This window comes from Actinomadura sp. 7K534, from assembly GCF_004348575.1.
GTDB classification, from domain to species: domain Bacteria; phylum Actinomycetota; class Actinomycetes; order Streptosporangiales; family Streptosporangiaceae; genus Spirillospora; species Spirillospora livida.
The window spans coordinates 14374-31506 of record NZ_SMKB01000008.1 but is presented as its reverse complement, the minus strand read 5'-3'; the positions used below and the strand labels follow the sequence as shown (position 1 = coordinate 31506).

16 protein-coding genes are annotated in these 17133 nt (G+C 73.5%); 7 read left to right on the top strand and 9 right to left on the bottom strand.

Annotated features, from left to right (window positions below):
* Positions 1-16: 16 nt before the first annotated feature.
* Complete coding sequence (locus E1266_RS03285) at positions 17-475, bottom strand: NUDIX hydrolase (RefSeq protein ID WP_207945393.1); 459 nt, start codon at positions 473-475, stop codon at positions 17-19.
* A 203-nt stretch (positions 476-678) separates the two neighbouring features.
* On the opposite strand from E1266_RS03285, the gene E1266_RS03280 reads away from it, so the two are divergent.
* Complete coding sequence (locus E1266_RS03280) at positions 679-1518, top strand: DUF4253 domain-containing protein (protein WP_132043570.1); 840 nt, start codon at positions 679-681, stop codon at positions 1516-1518.
* A 25-nt stretch (positions 1519-1543) separates the two neighbouring features.
* Positions 1544-2692, top strand: a complete 1149-nt coding sequence (locus E1266_RS03275) for a hypothetical protein (protein ID WP_132043568.1) — start codon at positions 1544-1546, stop codon at positions 2690-2692.
* Positions 2693-2722: 30 nt separating this feature from the next.
* On the opposite strand, the gene E1266_RS03270 is transcribed toward E1266_RS03275, so the two are convergent.
* From E1266_RS03270 to E1266_RS03240, 7 genes are all read right to left on the bottom strand, one after another.
* Positions 2723-4690 carry a SpoIIE family protein phosphatase gene (locus E1266_RS03270; protein ID WP_132043566.1) on the bottom strand — a complete coding sequence of 656 codons (1968 nt, stop codon included), beginning with the start codon at positions 4688-4690 and terminating at the stop codon, positions 2723-2725.
* A 161-nt stretch (positions 4691-4851) separates the two neighbouring features.
* Positions 4852-5712, bottom strand: a complete 861-nt coding sequence (locus E1266_RS03265; protein WP_132043564.1) for a fused MFS/spermidine synthase — start codon at positions 5710-5712, stop codon at positions 4852-4854.
* Between the two features lie 42 nt (positions 5713-5754).
* Complete coding sequence (locus E1266_RS03260) at positions 5755-6774, bottom strand: dipeptide ABC transporter ATP-binding protein (protein WP_132043562.1); 1020 nt, start codon at positions 6772-6774, stop codon at positions 5755-5757.
* Entirely contained in the window at positions 6767-7810 is a 1044-nt protein-coding gene (locus E1266_RS03255) for an ABC transporter ATP-binding protein (protein WP_132043560.1), read from the bottom strand. The genes E1266_RS03260 and E1266_RS03255 overlap by 8 nt, the downstream gene beginning before the upstream one ends.
* A 3-nt stretch (positions 7811-7813) precedes the next feature.
* On the bottom strand, positions 7814-8716 hold the full coding sequence (locus E1266_RS03250; RefSeq protein WP_132043558.1) for an ABC transporter permease: 903 nt from the start codon (positions 8714-8716) through the stop codon (positions 7814-7816).
* Positions 8717-8726: 10 nt separating this feature from the next.
* Complete coding sequence (locus E1266_RS03245) at positions 8727-9653, bottom strand: ABC transporter permease (RefSeq protein WP_132043556.1); 927 nt, start codon at positions 9651-9653, stop codon at positions 8727-8729.
* Between the two features lie 6 nt (positions 9654-9659).
* Positions 9660-11231, bottom strand: a complete 1572-nt coding sequence (locus E1266_RS03240) for an ABC transporter substrate-binding protein (RefSeq protein ID WP_132043554.1) — start codon at positions 11229-11231, stop codon at positions 9660-9662.
* A 272-nt stretch (positions 11232-11503) separates the two neighbouring features.
* Here E1266_RS03240 and E1266_RS03235 point away from each other — a divergent pair, with 272 nt between their 5' ends.
* The 5 genes from E1266_RS03235 (at position 11504) to E1266_RS03215 (ending at position 16719) form a co-directional block, all read left to right on the top strand.
* Complete coding sequence (locus tag E1266_RS03235; RefSeq protein ID WP_132043642.1) at positions 11504-12841, top strand: M20/M25/M40 family metallo-hydrolase; 1338 nt, start codon at positions 11504-11506, stop codon at positions 12839-12841.
* A gap of 44 nt (positions 12842-12885) precedes the next feature.
* Positions 12886-13848 carry a hypothetical protein gene (locus tag E1266_RS03230; RefSeq protein ID WP_132043552.1) on the top strand — a complete coding sequence of 321 codons (963 nt, stop codon included), beginning with the start codon at positions 12886-12888 and terminating at the stop codon, positions 13846-13848.
* Positions 13849-13968: 120 nt separating this feature from the next.
* Positions 13969-15006, top strand: coding sequence for an MBL fold metallo-hydrolase (locus E1266_RS03225; protein WP_132043550.1), 1038 nt, complete (start codon positions 13969-13971; stop codon positions 15004-15006).
* Positions 15007-15111: 105 nt separating this feature from the next.
* Positions 15112-15858, top strand: a complete 747-nt coding sequence (locus E1266_RS03220; protein ID WP_132043548.1) for a DUF899 domain-containing protein — start codon at positions 15112-15114, stop codon at positions 15856-15858.
* Positions 15859-16080: 222 nt separating this feature from the next.
* Entirely contained in the window at positions 16081-16719 is a 639-nt protein-coding gene (locus E1266_RS03215) for a pyridoxamine 5'-phosphate oxidase family protein (RefSeq protein WP_132043546.1), read from the top strand.
* 85 nt (positions 16720-16804) lie between these two features.
* Here the strand turns inward: E1266_RS03215 and E1266_RS03210 are convergent, their stop codons facing one another.
* Positions 16805-16993, bottom strand: coding sequence for a DUF5302 domain-containing protein (locus tag E1266_RS03210; protein ID WP_132043545.1), 189 nt, complete (start codon positions 16991-16993; stop codon positions 16805-16807).
* Positions 16994-17133: the final 140 nt, after the last annotated feature.

Genomic DNA, 17133 nt, shown 5'->3' with positions numbered 1-17133 from the left:
CTGACAAGGCCCCAGATCAGGTGGCGAGCAGGCCGGCGAGGTCGGCGGCGTGGTCGCCGAGATAGGCGGCGAGCGTCCTGGGGACGAGGTCGACGGACGCCAGCCCGGCCGGCGTGCAGGTCACATGCTCGACGTCGTAGCGCCCGTCGGCCTCGGCGCCGAACTCCGGACCGTGCCGGCGGGACAGGTCCATCGAGATCAGGCGGCACACGTAGAAGGTGTCGAGGCGGCACTGCCCGGGGCCCAGCTCGCCGGACGCGAAGACCTGCCGGAGGGGGCCCGCGGTGGCGCCCAGCTCCTCGTCCAGCTCGCGCCGCAGCGCCGCCTCGGGCGAGGCGTCGTCGGGCTCGATCTTGCCGCCCGGCGTCGTCCAGTAGACGGGGCGGCCGGGCTTGGTGCGCCGGATCAGCACGAGCGCGTCACCGTCCAGCAGAAGGGCCCGGACGGCGCGCCGCAGCCGGGGGGACTCACTCACGTGTTCGGGCCCTCGCGTGGTCGGGTGGGGAGGGGAAGACCCCGCCATCATCCCGCACCCCGCTCGCCCGCCGGGCGGTTTCGCGTCCGACGCCCGCCCGGAACGGCCGAACCGTACGGCTCGTCCCCCTCGGCGGCCCCTGCGCCGTTACCATCACCAGTGCCAAGATCCTGTTGGCGTGCTCTGTACCGGAACGGCGTGAAATGGATGATGTGGAGGTCCGGCACCTGCCGGGCGACCTGCCGCAGCTCTTCGAGGGCGGCATCGACGGCGCTGCCGCCGGGCGGACGCTGTCGGTGCCGCTGCCCGAGGGCGACCTGGTCTGGCCCGACCCGGGCTATCCGCAGCGGCTGCTGCTCATGCGTCCCGCGTTCTGGCTGAGCGACGAGCCCGTCCACGGCGAGCTGTGGTGCAGGCTCCGAGCCGAGCACCCCCGGTCGGGGCTGTGGCCGCTGCTGATGGACGAGACCGACCAGCCCTGGGCGTCCGGGCAGATCGCGCCCGAGCCGGCGACCGAGATCGGCAACTACCACCCCCACGCGTTCATGTCCGAGGTGTGGGCCGACTGGGCCGAGCAGGCGGACGCGGACGACCACGACGACCTCGCCCCCTTCGGCCGGCACTGCCCCGGGCTCGCCCCGCCCGGCGTCCCGCTCGACGACCCCGGCGCCGTGGCCGACCGGTACGCCCGCGCGCTCGCCGCCCGCGGCCTCCCGCTGGGCCTGGTCGCGGTGGACCGCGGCGCCGACGCGCCGGCCGTCGCGGGCTGGCAGGGCGCCCTCAACCACAACGAGTGGACGGCGCCGCTCGCCGCCGTCCTGCGCAGCTGGGAGGACCGCTTCGGCGCGCACGTGGTCGCGCTGGGCTTCAACACGCTGGAGCTGAGCGTCGCCGCGCCCCCGGTCACCACCCGGCACGCCGTCCACGTCGCGGCCGAGCACTGGGCGTTCTGCCCCGACATCCTGTTCCAGGGCCCCGGGACCCTCGCCGGCTACGCCGAGGAGATCCGCGGCAAGACCAGCTGGTCCTTCTGGTGGGACTGAGCCGATTGGTGATGAGCGGGTGTTGATGAGGAGGCGCGGGCGCACGCTGCCCGCCGTCATCGCGTTGGCCGTGGGGCTCACGCTGGCGGCCGACGTGACCGTTCTCGTCTCGGGGCACCTCGACGAGGACTCCGGCGCGGACGACCTGGTGTCGGTGGACCAGGGCGCGGCGCCGCTCGCGCCGTCGGTCGCGCCGCTGACCCGCCGCCACACGCCGCACCTGCTGGTCGCCGGGACGTCCTCGCTGCCGCCCCAGGCCGTCGAGCGCACACGGGGCCTCAAGGGCGTCGCCGGGGTCACCGTCGTGGACGCCGCGCGGGCCCAGGTCGGCGGGCGCCGCATGGGGCTGCTCGGCGTCGACCCGTCGAAGTTCCGGGCGTTCGCGCCGGAGGCGACGGCCGAGTCCGACCAGCTGTGGCGGACGATCGCGGCCGGCGGCCTGGCCGTGTCGTTCGAGCACGGCCAGGACGGGGCGCTGCCGCTGGGCGCGGTCGTCCCGGCGGGCAGCAGCGAGCGCTCCGGCCGGGTGCGCGTCGGCGCCTACGCCTCGATGGGCATCGGGGACGTCGACGCGGTCGTTTCCCGCGAGCGGGCCAGGGAGCTCGGCCTGCCGGTGGGCAACGCCCTGATCATCAGCGCCCCGAAGGCCGACACCGGGAAGCTGACCGCGCGGCTGAAGAAGATCCTCCCGCGCGGCACGAAGGTGGCGGCGCTCGCGCCGGCGCGGTCCGCGCGGCGGCAGCCCGCCGGGCAGGGCGGCCGCGTGCGGCTGACCGGGCGGCCCGACGGGGTGACGGGCGACTCGACCCCGATCACCGGCAACCGGATGACGCCCACCATGCGGGCGCTGGTGCTGGAGATCGCCCGGCTGTTCGGCCCCTTCCCGGTCATCGGCTGCTACCGCGACAACGCCGACGCGCAGGACCACGGGCACGGCCGGGCCTGCGATTTCATGGCCAGCACCGGCGGCCGCATGCCGAGCGCCGGCGCGATGCGGCACGGCGACCAGGTCGCGCAGTACGCCGTCCAGCACGCGCGGCGCCTCGGGGTCTCCTACGTCATCTGGAAGCAGCACATCTGGAACGTGCGGGGCGGTGGCTGGCGCCCGATGGCGGACCGCGGGAGCCTCACGCAGAACCACTACGACCACGTGCACATCTCGGTGCTGCGCTAGCCGCCCCGCGCCCGGCCGTGCGAGCCGGGGTCAGGGCAGTTCCTGCTCGCACCAGACGACCTTGCCCCCGGCGGTGCGGCGCACGCCCCAGCGCTGCGCCAGCCGGCCCACGACGTGCAGCCCCCGGCCCGACTCGGTCATCTCGTCCTCGTCGTCGTGGTGGCGGATGCGGGGCCGGCCGTCGGAGGAGTCGAAGACCTCGCAGACCAGGCCGCCCTCGCGCACGAGCCGCAGCGTGATCCGGCCGCCCGCGTGCCGGATCGCGTTGGTGACCAGCTCGGACACCAGCAGCATCGTCGAGTGGGCCATGTCGTCGAGGTCCCAGCGGGCGAGCCGGTCGCGGACGAGGCCGCGGGCCCGGCGGACCGCGGCGGGCTCGGCGGGCAGCTCCCAGGTGGCGTGGTGGTCGGCGGGGATGCGCGCCAGCCGGGCCACGAGCATCGCGATGTCGTCGCGGTGCTGGTCGTCGTAGACGCCGTCCAGCGCCGCCTGGCACAGGTCCTCCAGCGGCCGGGCGGCGGCGCCCGGCCCGAAGGTGGCCTGCAGGCGGGCGAGACCGTCGTCGATGTCGCGGGCCCGGTTCTCCACGAGCCCGTCGGTGTAGAGGAACAGGAGCGTCCCGTCCTCGACGGTGAACTCGCGGCTGACGATGGGTCCGTCGCCGCCGACGCCGAGCGGCGGCGCGGGCGGCACCGGCAGGTACTCCGAGTCGGCGCCGGGCGGGGCGAGCAGCGGCGGCAGGTGCCCGGCGCTGGCGACCTCGCACCGGCCGCTGACCGCGTCGTAGACGACGTAGGCGCAGGTGGCGAAGTGCGGTTCCCGCTCGCCGAGCGTCCGCATCAGCGAGTCGAGCCGCTCCAGGGCCTCGGCGGGCGGCAGCTCCAGCCCGGCGAGGGTGTGGATGGCGGTGCGGAGCCGCCCCATCGTGACGGCGGCCTTCACGCCGTGCCCGGCGACGTCCCCGACCACCAGCGCGACCCGCGCGCCCGGCAGCGCGATCGACTCGTACCAGTCGCCGCCCACCTCGATCAGCCGGCTGCCCGGCAGGTAGCGGTGGTGCACCTCGACCGGGGACGGCGCGGACAGCCCGGTCGGCAGCAGGCTGCGCTGCAGGGTGAGGGCGGTGGCGCGCTCCCGCGAGTACTGCCGCGCGCTCTCGATGAAGATGGACGCCCGGTTGGCGAAGTCCATCCCGATCTCGACGTCGTAGGCGTCGAACGGGCGGTGCGCGGCGTTGCGGGTGCAGGTGAAGAAGCCGAGGACCCCCGCCGCCGACGTGATCGGCAGCAGCAGCATGGAGGCGCCCTTGAGCAGGTCCGCGACCGGCGGCCGGCGCCAGGCCGCCGCGAGCTGGGCGGCGCCGTCGCGGCCGAGCGAGCGCAGTACGGGCTCGCCCGACCCCATGCACAGCGCGTGCGGGGTGCCCTCCGGGTAGACGAGGGACTCGCCGGTGGGGAACGTCGCGTCCCAGGCCGGGTCGTCGTCGTCGAACCCGATCGCCATCCGGCGCATCTGCGGGCCGTCGGGGCCGTCCGGCGGCTCGTCTGCGTCGATGTGCCGCTCCAGCAGGAGCAGGGCGCCGGAGTTGCAGAAGTGCGGGACGAGCACGTCCATCAGGCCGCGCGCCAGCATCTCCAGGTCGAGGGTGGAGCCGATCCGCGGGAGCGCGTCGTCCAGCAGGGCCCGGCGGATCACGGCCGGGTCGACGAACCGGTCGGCGAGCGGCACCGGCACCCGGACGACGGCGAGGGCGACGACGTCGGGCCCGCCGCCGTTCATCGGGTGGACGGTGACGACGGCGTCGAGCATGCCGCCCTCGGGGTTGTCCACGGCGAGCATCGCGGTCCGCTCCCGGCCGGCCTTGATGGCCTCCAGCAGCGGATCCCGCGCGCCGGGGATCACCTCGTCCAGGTCGGCACCGCGCAGGTCGTCGCCGTTCGGGGCGAGAACTGCGGCGGCGTTACGGTCGAACTGGAGTATTCTCCCCGACGAATCCATGCCGAGAATCAGAATTCGGGTGGACGACTCCATCGCTCGATTATGGGACATCGCGGGCCCGCGTGCGGCCGATACGGCAGGGGAAACCGTCCGGGAATTCCGTCGCTCGCGTTCCAGCCTAGCGGTCATCCGGAAAACGCCCGTCCGCCGGAACTCTCCGGTCAGGAATCGCCGAAGACCTGTGGCGGCGGGACGGGGGCGACGATCTCCTCGCCGTCGCGCAGCGGCGCCGCGCCCCCGCAGAAGGCGGCGAGGTCGCCGCCCTCCAGCAGCCGGGCCCGCGCGATGCCGCCCGCCGCGCGGCGGGTCAGCTCCGCCACCGGCAGCGGCTCCGGGGACCCCGCCACGATGAGGTTGCCGAACCGGCGGCCCCGCAGCACGCCCGGGTCGGCCATGAGCAGCGTGTGCTCGAACACCGAGCGCACCGTGGCGGCGACCCTGCGGGCGAAGGGCAGCCGGAAGCCGTCGGCGACGTTGGCCATGTAGACGCCGCCGGGCCGCAGCACCCGCGCGGCGTCCAGCACGAACTCGCGGGTCGCCAGCTCGGCGGGCATGGACGCCTCGGCGAACGCGTCCATCACGACGAGGTCGTCGGAGTCGTCGGCGAGCGCCGCGATGCCCGAGCGGCCGTCGGTGATCCGGATCCGCAGGCCCGGGATGCCCTTGACGGGCAGCTGCTCGCGGACGAGTCGCACCAGTTCCGCGTCCGGCTCCAGGACGATCTGCCGGGACCCCGGCCTGGTCGCGGCGATGTAGCGGGGCAGCGTGCAGCCGGCGCCGCCGATGTGCACGGCGTCGAACGGCTCGCCGTCCACCCCGAGCTCGTCGACCACGTCGCCCATGAGCCGCATGTACTCGAAGTCGAGGTAGGTCGGGTCGGACAGGTTCACGTACGACTGGGGCACGCCGCCGACGAGCAGCATCCAGCCGCCGTCGCGGTCGGCGTCGCGGAGGAGCTCGGCCTCCCCGCCGTCGACCCGGTAGACGTTCGGCCGGGGTTCACGCCTGCCCTTACGCGCCATGGCCCCACCCTACGGAACCCTTTGAGGAGTGCCCGCCGAACGTCAGGCCCGCTCGGTGAGGGCGTCCTCGCCCGCGAAGTGGCAGGCGCTGGGGTGCGCGGAACCGTCCCGCTCCTCCAGCCGGGGCTCCTGCTCGGCGCACACGTCCCGGGCCTTCCAGCAGCGGGTCCGGAACCGGCAGCCGGACGGCGGGTCCAGCGGTGACGGCGGCTCCCCCTCCAGCCGGATCCGGTCCGTCCAGCCGGGCGCGTCCGGGTCGGGCACGGGGACGGCCGACAGCAGCGCCTGCGTGTACGGGTGGGTCGGATGCTCGTAGATCTCGGTCTCGTCGCCCGTCTCGACGACCTTGCCCAGGTACATGACGGCGACGCGGTCGGAGATGTGCCGGACGGCGGCGAGGTCGTGCGCGATGAACACCTGCGCCAGGCCCAGCTCCCGCCGGAGGTCGGCGAGCAGGTTCATCACCTGCGCCTGAACGGAGACGTCCAGCGCCGATACGGGCTCGTCGCACACGAGCACGTCGGGCCGCAGCGCCAGGGCGCGGGCGATCCCGACGCGCTGGCGCTGCCCGCCGGAGAACTGGTGCGGGTACCGGTCGACGTGGCCGGGGTCCAGGCCCACGCGCTCCAGCAGTTCGCGCACCCGCGCGCGCCGCTCGCGCTTCGGCGCGACCTCCGGGTGGATCGCGAACGGCTCGCCCACGATGTCCCCGACCGTCATCCGCGGGTTGAGCGACGAGTAGGGGTCCTGCAGGACGATCTGGATGCGGCGGCGCAGTGCCCGCAGCTCGGGTTTCGGCAGCGCGAACACGTCGCGGCCGTCGAAGCGGACCGTCCCGGCCGTGGGGCGTTCCGCGGCGAGCAGCAGCCGCGCCAGCGTCGACTTCCCGCAGCCGGACTCGCCGACGACGCCGAGGGTCTCGCCCCGGCGCAGTTCCAGGTCGACGCCGTCCACGGCCTTGACCTGGCCGACCGTGCGTTTCAGCACGATCCCGCGGGTCACCGGGTAGTGCTTGACGAGCCCCTCCACCCGCAGGATCGGGGCCTCTGCCGGGTCAGGCACCGTGCACCTCCTCGGCGAAGTGGCAGGCGGCGGCGTGGCCGGGCGCGACGGTGGCGAGCGGCGGCGTCTCCGCCGCGCAGACCGCCTCCGCGCGCGGGCAGCGCGGCCGGAACGGGCAGCCGGGCGGCAGCGCGGCCGGGTCCGGCGGCGCCCCCTTGATCGGGACGAGCGGCCCGCCGCGCCGGTCGAGCCGCGGCACCGACGCCAGCAGCCCGCGCGTGTAGGGGTGGGCGGGCCGCGCGTACAGCTCCCGGGCGGGCGCCTGCTCGGCGACCGACCCGGCGTACATGACGACGATCCGGTCGGCGACGCCGGCGACGACGCCGAGGTCGTGGGTGATCAGGACCATGCCCATGCCCAGTTCCTCCTGGAGCCCGGCGAGCAGGCGCATGATCTGCGCCTGGACGGTCACGTCGAGGGCCGTGGTGGGCTCGTCGGCGATCAGGACGTCCGGCTCCAGCGCCAGCGCCATCGCGATCATGGCCCGCTGCCGCATGCCGCCGGAGAACTGGTGCGGGTGGTCGCCGAACCGCCGCGCCGCCGACGGGATCCGCACCCGCTCCATCAGCTCGACCGCCCGGTCCCGGGCCTCCCGGCGGCCGAGCCCGCGGTGCACCCGGTACATCTCGCGGATCTGGTCGCCGACGGTGAACACCGGGTTCAGCGCGGTCAGCGCGTCCTGGAAGATCATCGAGATGCGCTCGCCGCGGTACTCGCGGCGGCGGCGCTCCGGCAGGCCCAGCAGCTCCTCGCCGCGCAGCCGCACCGAGCCCCGCTCGATCCGGGCGGGCGGGACGTCGAGGATGCCCATGACGGCCTGCGCCGCGACGCTCTTGCCGGACCCCGACTCGCCGAGGACCGCGACCGTCTCCCCCTCCGCGAGGGTGTAGGACAGCCCGTTCACGGCGTGCACGTCCCGGCCGCGCACCCGGAAGCGGACGTGCAGGTCGTCGACGGCCAGCAGCGGCTCCGCCGGGCGCGGCGCCGGGACCGCCTCGGCCTTCCGGCCCGCGGCCGTGTCACGTTCTCCGGTCATCGCTCACCGCAGCTTCGGGTCGAGGGCGTCGCGGACGGCGTCGCCGAGCAGCAGGAAGCTCAGCACCGTGGCCGACAGGAACGCCGCGGGGAAGATCAGCAGATGCGGGTGGACCATGAAGGCGTCCTTGGCCTGGCCGAGCTGGAGGCCCCAGGAGACCTGCGGGTACTGGAGGCCGACGCCGAGGAAGTCCAGCGTCGCCTCCCCCACGATGACGTTGCCGACGTTGAGGGTGGCGACCACGATCACCGGGGCGATCGCGTTCGGCAGGATGTGCCGGGCCATGACCCGGCGGTCGGACGCGCCGAGCAGCCGCGCGGCCTGCACGTAGTCGGCGGCGCGGACGGAGATGACCTGCCCCCGCATGATGCGGATCATCGTCGTCCAGCCGAGCAGCACCAGCACCAGCGTCATCGCGCCGATGCCGTGCCCGGGGAACGCGACGAGGATCACCGTGCCGCCCAGCACGAACGGCAGCCCGAAGAACACGTCGGTCAGCCGGGAGACCAGCGCGTCGAGGACGCCGCCGTAGTAGCCCGACAGCATCCCGAACACCACCGCGATCAGCAGCGCGAACAGTGTCACCGCGACGCCGATGAGCAGCGTGGGCCGGGCGCCGTGCACGACGTGCGCGTAGTAGTCGCAGCCGGCGAGGTCGGTGCCGAACCAGTGCTCGCCGGACGGGCCGAGCTTGGACAGGTTCGGGTCGCAGCCCTCGTTGGCCGCGGTGCCGGTGAACAGGCCCGGCCGGGCGGCCATCACCGCGACCACGGCCAGCACCGTCACCGAGGCCCAGAAGATCCAGCGGCGCCGCAGGTCGCGCCACGCGTCGCCCCACAGCGACGCCCGGCCGACCTCGCCGCCCGCCGCCGCGGTGACCTCGGCCTGCGCCTCCTCCGTCGTCATCCCCGGCCCCCTACTCGTACCTGATCCGCGGGTCCAGGACCCCGTACAGCAGGTCCACGACCAGGTTGACCAGCAGGAAGATCAGCACCAGCACGGTGACCGCGCCGACCACGACCGGTCCCTCCTTGAGCTGGATCGACTGGAACACCTGCTGCCCGACGCCCGGCAGGTTGAAGATCCCCTCGGTCACGATCGCGCCGCCCATCAGGTTCCCGAAGTCGACGCCGAGGTAGGTCACCACGGGGATCAGCGAGTTGCGCAGTGTGTGCCGCCCGATGACCCGCGCCTTCGACAGCCCCTTCGCCCGCGCGGTCCGGACGTAGTCGGCCCGGAGGTTCTCCGCCAGGCTCGTGCGGGTCAGCCGCGCCACGTACGACAGGCCGAGCGAGCCGAGCACGATGCCGGGCAGCAGGTAGCTCATCGGCCACCCGTCCTCGGTCCCGGCCGTCGGGAAGACCTGCCAGTGCAGGCCGAACACGATCTGCGCGATGTAGCCGAGGACGAACACCGGCACCGCGATCACCAGGGTCGTCCCGCCGAGGACGAGGGTGTCGGCGAGCCTGCCGCGCCGCAGGCCCGCCCACACGCCGAGCGCGATCCCGATGACCAGCTCGAAGAGCCAGGCGGTGAGCGCGAGCCGCGCGGTCACCGCCCAGCGCCCGCCGAGCATCTCCGACACGCTCTGGCCGGTGTAGTTCTCGCCCAGGTCGCCCTGGGCGAGGCCCCACATGTACTTCGCGTACTGCACCAGCAGCGGGTCGTTCAGGTTGTACCGGTCCCGGAGCGTCCGCAGGACGTTCTCCGGGACCGGCTTGTCCCCGGCGAGCGCCTGGATCGGGTCCCCCGGCAGCGCAAACACCATCGCGTAGATGAGGAGCGTGGTGCCGAAGAAGACCGGGACCGCCTGGAGGAGCCGCCGGACGACGTAACGCCACATCGGGGGCTACTTCACCGTCACTTCGTGGGCGAGCAGACCCGTCGCGTACGGCGTGACGGTGACGTTGCCGACGTCGTCGGAGTGCCCTCCCTGGCGGGCCCACGTCCACAGCGGGATCATCGGCATCTCCTCGATGGCGATGTCCTCCGCCCGGTTGTAGAGCCCGATGGCCTTCTGCTGGTCCGCCGTGCGGTTCGCCTCGGCGATGAGCTCGTCGAACTCCTCGCTCTTCCAGCCCATGCGGTTGTTGTCCGAGCCCCACATGTTCTCGAGGTAGTTCTGCGGGCTCGGGTAGTCGGCCTCCCAGTTCTGCCGGTACGGGCCCTTCTCCTCGCGGGCGCGCAGCATGGAGAAGTAGTCGGACGCGGGGACCTGCCGGAACTCGATCTTCTGGATGCCGAGGTTGTCGCGCAGGGAGTTCGCGACGATCCGCATCCATTGCGCGTAGGTCGGCTGCGCGTTGGAGAAGTACAGCTCCAGCGTCCCCTCGAAACCGCCGGCCTTGTCGAACAGCTCCTTCGCCTTGGCCGGGTTGTAGGTGCACAGCTCGCCGCAGGCGTTGTCGCGGTGGCCGGGGATGATCGACGGCAGCAGCGAGTCGGCCGGGAAGTAGGCGCCGTTGTAGACGGCCTTGTTGATGCCCTCCCTGTCGATGACCATCGAGATGGCCCTGCGCAGGTCCGGCTCGGCGAAGCGCTTGTCGAACAGGGGGAAGCCGAGGTAGTCGATCGTGCCCATCTCGCCGGTGATGAACCGGTCGCCGAACACCTTCTCGGCCTCGGGCACCTTTCCGGACGGGATGGTCTGGAGCACGTCCAGGCTGCCCGCCCGCAGGTCGGTGTAGGCGGTGTCGGCGCTGGAGTAGCTCTTCCAGGTGACGCCCTTGTTCTTGGGCTTGCGCGGCCCGGTGTAGCCGGGGAACGCGACGAGCTTGATCTGCTTGTTGCGCTCCCACTCCCCGTCCATCATGTACGGGCCGTTGCCGATCGGGCGCTCGTCGAACGCCTTGGTGTCCTTGAGACCGGCCTTCGGCATCGGCGCGTACGCCGGGTAGGTGAGCAGCAGCGGGAACTGGCTGAACGGGTGGTTGAGCGTGACCTCGAGGGTGTTCTCGTCGACGACCTCGACCCCGGACAGCGTGTCGGCCTCCGGTTCGGCGTTCTCGTCCTCGGGGTTCATCGCCCCGTAGCCCTCGATATGTGAGAAGTAGTCGTTGGCGCCCATGCCGTTCGGCCCGTAGGCGGCGTAATTCCACGCGTCGGCGAAGCTCTGCGCGGTCACGGGCTCGTCGTTGTGGAACTTCTGGCCCGGCTTGACCTTGATCGTCCAGACCTTCTGGTCGTCCGAGGCGACCGACTCGGCGGCGAGCGGGACGGCCCGGCCCTCGCGGTCCAGCGTCATCAGGTTGTCGAAGAGCTCGCTGATCACGTCGAAGGAATAGCTGCTGGTCGTGTTGGCGGGCATCAGGTGGTCGGGTTCGGAATGGCCCGCGGTGAACGTGCCGTCGCTCGCGCCGGCGTCACCGCCGCCGCCGCAGGCGGACAGCCCGAGCGAGGCCGCCAGCACCACCGCGGCCATGGCCCTCGCGCGCCCGGACACACCCCTTGCGCGCACACCCCTTACGGCACCCCTCTGGCTTCGCATCGTCCTCCCACCCGTCGCTGCCTCGCGCCGCGGGTGCTTGGCCACCCGCCGCACCTAGATTGCTCGCAGGGTCGTACTCTCGGTGACGCTTTGGATACGGGGCTCACGGAGTCGAGACCGGATCGAGACATCTTGATCATCATTGACAGGGGCGGGCGTGGGGGAAGAATGAGGTCGCGTTGCAGGAGCGGCGTCCGGGGGTGAAGGTGCGCGACGACCGGGACGGCCGTGACGCCGGCGGTGACGACGGCGGGGCCGCGGCCGACGCGGCGGCGATCTGCGCCGACCTGATCCGGTTCGACACCACCAACCGGGGCGAGGGCGTGGCCCGTCCGGAACGGCCGGCCGCCGAGCACGTCGCCGCGCTGCTGGCCGAGGCGGGCGCCGAGGCGAAGATCGTGGAGTCCGCGCCCGGCCGCGCGAGCGTGCTGGCCCGCGTCCCCGGCACCGATCCCGGCCGTCCCGCGTTCCTGGTCCACGGCCATCTGGACGTGGTGCCCGCCGACCCGGCGGAGTGGACCGTTCCCCCTTTCTCGGGCGAGGTCCGCGACGGATGTGTGTGGGGCCGCGGCGCCATCGACATGAAGGGCAGCCTCGCGATGACCCTCGCCGTCGTCCGGCGGCGGCTGCGGGAGGGGCGGCGGACGCGCGGCGACCTCGTCCTGGCGTTCCTGGCCGACGAGGAGTGCACCGGCGAGCACGGCTCCCGGTACGTCGCGCGCGAGCACCGCGGATTCTTCGACGGGTGCGCCGAGGCGATCAGCGAGTCCGGCGGCTTCAGCGTGGAGGCGGGGGCCGCGCGCGTCTACCCCATCGCGACCGGGGAGCGCGGCACGGCGTGGATGCGGCTCACGGCGCGCGGCACCGCCGGGCACGGGTCCAAGCCCGCGCCCGACAATGCCGTCGCCGAGATCGCGCACGCCGTGTCCCGGCTGGCCGCCCACGAGTGGCCCGTCCGGCTGACCCCCGGAGTCCGGGCGCTGCTGGACGGCCTCGCGGACGCGCTCGGCACCGCCGTCGACCACGACCGGCTGGACGAGGAGGCGGTGCGCCTCGGAGCCGCCGGCCGCCTGTTCGCCGAGACGATCCGCAACTCGGCCAACCCGACCCGCCTCGACGCCGGATACAAGGTGAACGTCGTGCCGGGCACGGCGACCGCGCAGGTCGACGGGCGCTACCTGCCGGGGACCGGCGAGGAGTTCCTCGCCACCGTCGACCGGCTGCTCGGCCCGAAGGTCACCCGCGCGTTCCTCAACCACGAGGAGGCGCCGGCCGCCGACCCGGCCGGGCCGACGTTCGCCGCGCTGGCGGACGCGCTCCGCGCCGAGGACCCGGCCGCCCGCCCCGTCCCGTACGTCATGGCGGGCGGCACCGACGCGAAGGCGTTCCACCGGATCGGCATCGCGAGCTACGGCTTCGCCCCCCTGCGCCTCGGGCCGGGCCTGGACTACCTCGGCATGTTCCACGGCGTGGACGAGCGGGTGCCGGTCGACGGGCTCGCCTTCGGCACCCGGGTGCTGGACCGGTTCCTCGACACCCGCTGAAGCCCCGGGCGCGGGCGGGCGGACCAGGTGGGTAGGGATCAGGCGTGGACTTCTCCAGCGCGGCCGGCGAGCTGTACGGCGTCCCGCCGTCCGGGTTCGTGGCGACGAGGAAGCGGCTGGCCCAGGAGGCGAAGGACGCGGGCGACCGGGCCCTCGCCAAGCGGATCGGGGAGCTGCGCCGCCCGACGCTGTCGGCGTGGGCGGTGAACCTCCTCGCCCGCTCGGCCGCGGACGACCTGGAGCGCCTGCTGGACGTCGGCGCCGAGATCCGCGCCGCGTGGGGTTCCGGCGGCGGGCTCGGGGACCTGGAGCAGCAGCGCGCGCGGCTCGTGGGCTCGCTGGTGCGAACGGCGGCGGATCTCGCCGCCGAGGCGGGCGCCCCGCTGCGCGAGCAGGCCCTCCGCGAGGTGGAGGACACGCTCCAGGCCGCCACCGTGGACGCGGACATCGCCGGCGAGGTCCGTGAGGGGCGCCTCTCCCAGCCGCGCAGCCACACGGGCTTCGTCCCCGCCGGGTTCCCCATGGCGCCCCGGAACGGCGAGGAGGGCGCCGAGCCGAAGGCCAAGGAGAAGAAGGCAGAGGAGAAGAAGGCCAAGGAGAAGCCGCCCGCCAAGGCGCCCGCCCGGGAGAGGCCGGCAATGGAGCCCGCCGAAGCGGAGGAGCCGGTCAAGGCGAAGGGGCGCGGCCGGTCGAACGTCACGCGGACGAGCGCGGCGCGGGCGCGGCGGGCGGAGACGCTGCGCAGGCGCGCCGAGGCCGCGGACCGCAGGCTCGCCGAGCGGCGGGAGCGGGCCGAGGCGGCGAGCCGGGAGGCCGAGGAGGCGTCCGCCGAGGTCGGGCGGCTGCGCCACGAGCTGGACCGGGCGATCGCCGGACGCGACGCGGCGGTGCGCCGGGCCGAGCGCGCCGCGCAGCACCGCGCCCGGGCCGAGGAGGAGGCGCGGGAGGCCCGCGAGGCCGCGCGGGAGGCCCGCCGCGCCGCCGACCGTGACGCACGGCACGGCTGACCGCCACCCCAGATGCCGGGAGGACCTCCGGCATCGAGTACGTTCGATTGGAACGAGATTCCAGAATCGCCGGGACAGCGGCCGTGACGGCGACGGCGAGATGACGACAGGGGGCGCGCGGTGACGGCACCGGCCGTGCAACAGCAGACCGACTGGACGGAACCGGGCGCGCATCCCGTGGCGCCGGGGGTGCACCGCATCCCGCTGCCGCTGCCGATCCCGTCGCTGCACGCGGTCAACGTCTACGTCATCGAGGACTCCGCCGGACTCGTCGTCGTCGACTCCGGCTGGGCGATGGACGACACGCGGACGACCCTGGAGCGCGCCCTCCGCACGCTCGGCCACGGGCTGGACGACGTCGCGCAGTTCCTCGTCACCCACGCGCACTGGGACCACTACTCGCAGGCCCTCGCGCTGCGCGAGTCGTTCGGGACGCGGGTGCGGATCGGGCGCGGCGAGCAGGCCTCGATCGAGGCGTTCGACGTGCGCCGTGGCCTGCACCCCCGGCAGGTGGAGATGCTGCGCCGCTGCGGCGCGCCCGGCCTCGCCGACGAGATCGCGAGCCTGCCGATGGACAGGTCCGAACAGAACATCCCGCACACCCGCCCCGACGGGTGGCTGGACGACGGGGAGCGCATCGGCCTCACCGCCCGCGGGCTGGACGTCTTCGCCACGCCGGGCCACACGCGCGGCCACGTCGTGCTGCGGGACGCCGCCGCAGGGCTGCTGTTCGCCGGCGACCACGTCCTGCCGCACATCACCCCGTCGATCGGGCTGGAGACCGAGCCCGAGCGCAAGCCGCTGCGCAGCTACCTGGAGTCGCTGCGGCTCGTCCGGGACATGCCCGACACGCTGCTGCTGCCCGCGCACGGCCCGGTGACGCCGAGCGTGCACACCCGGGTCGACGAGCTGCTGGAGCACCACGCCGAGCGGCTCGACGCCGCCGCCGCGGAGGTCCGGGCGGGGCACACGACGGCCTTCGAGGTCGCCGCCGCGCTGCCGTGGACGCGCAGGAAGCGCACCCTGGACGACCTGGACACCTTCAGCCGCATGCTGGCCGTCCTGGAGATCGAGGCCCACCTGGACGTCCTGGCCGACAGGGGCGTCCTGGACGCCCACGACGAGGCGGGAGTCCGCCGCTACGCCGTGCGGCGCTGACCGCCCCGTCCGGAACGGGGACGGTGGGAGCGATGAGTTTCCGCGGCCCCGCGGGTCTGCATCGGATGAACCACCGACGGACCGTTTCGGACGGAGGACACACCCATGGCGCTCCCCGAAGTCGTCTCTCGCGAAGAGTGGACGGCCGCACGCAAGAGACTGCTCGCCAAGGAGAAGGAGCTCACCCGCGCACGCGACGCGCTGAACGCGGAGCGGCGCCGCCTGCCGATGGTGCGGGTCGAGAAGGACTACGTCTTCGAGGGCCCGGACGGCGAGGCGAGCCTGCTCGACCTGTTCCACGGCCGCCGCCAGCTCATCCTCGGGCACGCGATGTGGGACCCCGAGTGGGACCGCGCCTGCCGGAGCTGCTCGTCGGGCCTCGCCGAGATCTCGATCGGCCACCTGCGGCACCTGAACGAGCGCGACACCACCTACGTGGCGGTCTCCAGGGCCCCGCTGTCGAAGATCGCGCCGTTCAAGGCGGAGATGGGCTGGGTGTTCCCCTGGTACTCCTCGTACGGCAGCGACTTCAACTATGACTACCACGTCACGATCGACGGGTCCGTGGCGCCGGAGCAGTACAACTACCGGCCCCTGCCGCCGGAGGGCGAGCGCCCGATGGAGCTGCCCGGCACGAGCTGCTTCCTGCGGGACGGCGACACCGTCTACCACACCTACTCGATGTTCGCCCGCGGCGCGGAACAGGTCGGCGGCGCCTACTACTTCCTGGACCTGACGGCCCTCGGCCGTCAGGAGGAGTGGGAGGAGCCGAAGGGCCGCGGCACGGGCGGCATGCCGGCGGGCAGCAAGCTGCCCTACCCCGACGAGTACGACGACGAATACTCCTCCTGAGAAACGCCGCCCTTCCCCATGGGCGTCCCGCCTAGTGCCCACGGTCAGCCGTGCGCATGGCGGGCGTCCGGCGCGGCGGCCCGTGACCGTGCGCGCGGCCTCGCGGAGAGGCCGCGGCACGGTCATCGGCGCCCGGTCACCGGCCGCGCCCCGGGGCGCGGCCGTCGGGTGAAATGCCGCCGGTTAGGCTGACCTTCCGGTTCCCTCCCGGAAGGAGCGGCGATGACGCTCGTCCCCGAGTCCGCGACGATCACCTCCCCCGAGGAGCTGCGCGAGATCCTCGGCGCGCCGATGCCGCGGGCGGTCGCCAAGGAGCGGGTGAGGCTGCACGCCCGGGACCGCGACTGGCTCGCCCGCTCGCCGTTCTGCCTGATCGCCACCAGTGACGCGGACGGCAACTGCGACGTCTCCCCCAAGGGCGACCCGCCCGGGTTCGTGCACGTCATCGACGACACGACGATCGCCGTCCCGGAACGGCCCGGCAACCGCCGCGCCGACGGCTACCTGAACGTCCTGAGCAACCCGCACGCGGGGCTGATCTTCCTCGTCCCCGGCCGCGGCGAGACGCTGCGCGTCAACGGCCGGGCCAGGCTCGTCCGCGACGCGCCGTTCTTCGACGAGATGGTCGTCAACGGGCACCGCCCGTCGCTCGCGCTGGTCGTGGAGATCGAGCAGATCTTCTTCCACTGCGCGAAGGCGCTCATGCGCTCCAAGCTGTGGAAGCCCGGCACGTGGGAGCCGGACGCGCTTCCCTCGCACGCCCGCATCGTCGCCGACCTGCGGTACGCGCAGGAGAGCGTGGAGGAGCTGGAGCGGTACTACTCCGAGGACAACTATGCGAAGAAGCTGTACCAGGGCTGACAGAAGCACGCCCGCCGGACGGCCTCCGGCGGACATGGATCGACCCCCGCGCTTCCGCGCGGGGGTCGCGGGCCGGGCGGCCCAATCAGCCGCTCTTGCGGCGGAACTGCCGCTGATGGTCGGCACGGTCGTGCGTGCCGCGCACCTTGGGGCCGTTCCGGCCCGCCGAGCCGGCGTTCTTGCCCCCCGCGCCGCGCTTGCGCTCCAGGGCCTCCCGGAACCTGCGCTTCACATCGTCCTCGCCGTCCTCCGGCGCTCCTGGCGAGTCGGCCATGCGGACCTCCAGCTCTTGTAGGGACACCCCCAGCCTCACATAAGCCGCGGCGACCGGCCATGCTGCCCCCACCGGAAGATCACGCAGGGGATATTTCGTCATCGACCGGTCACTACGGAAGGATCTCTCCTAAGTTTGTG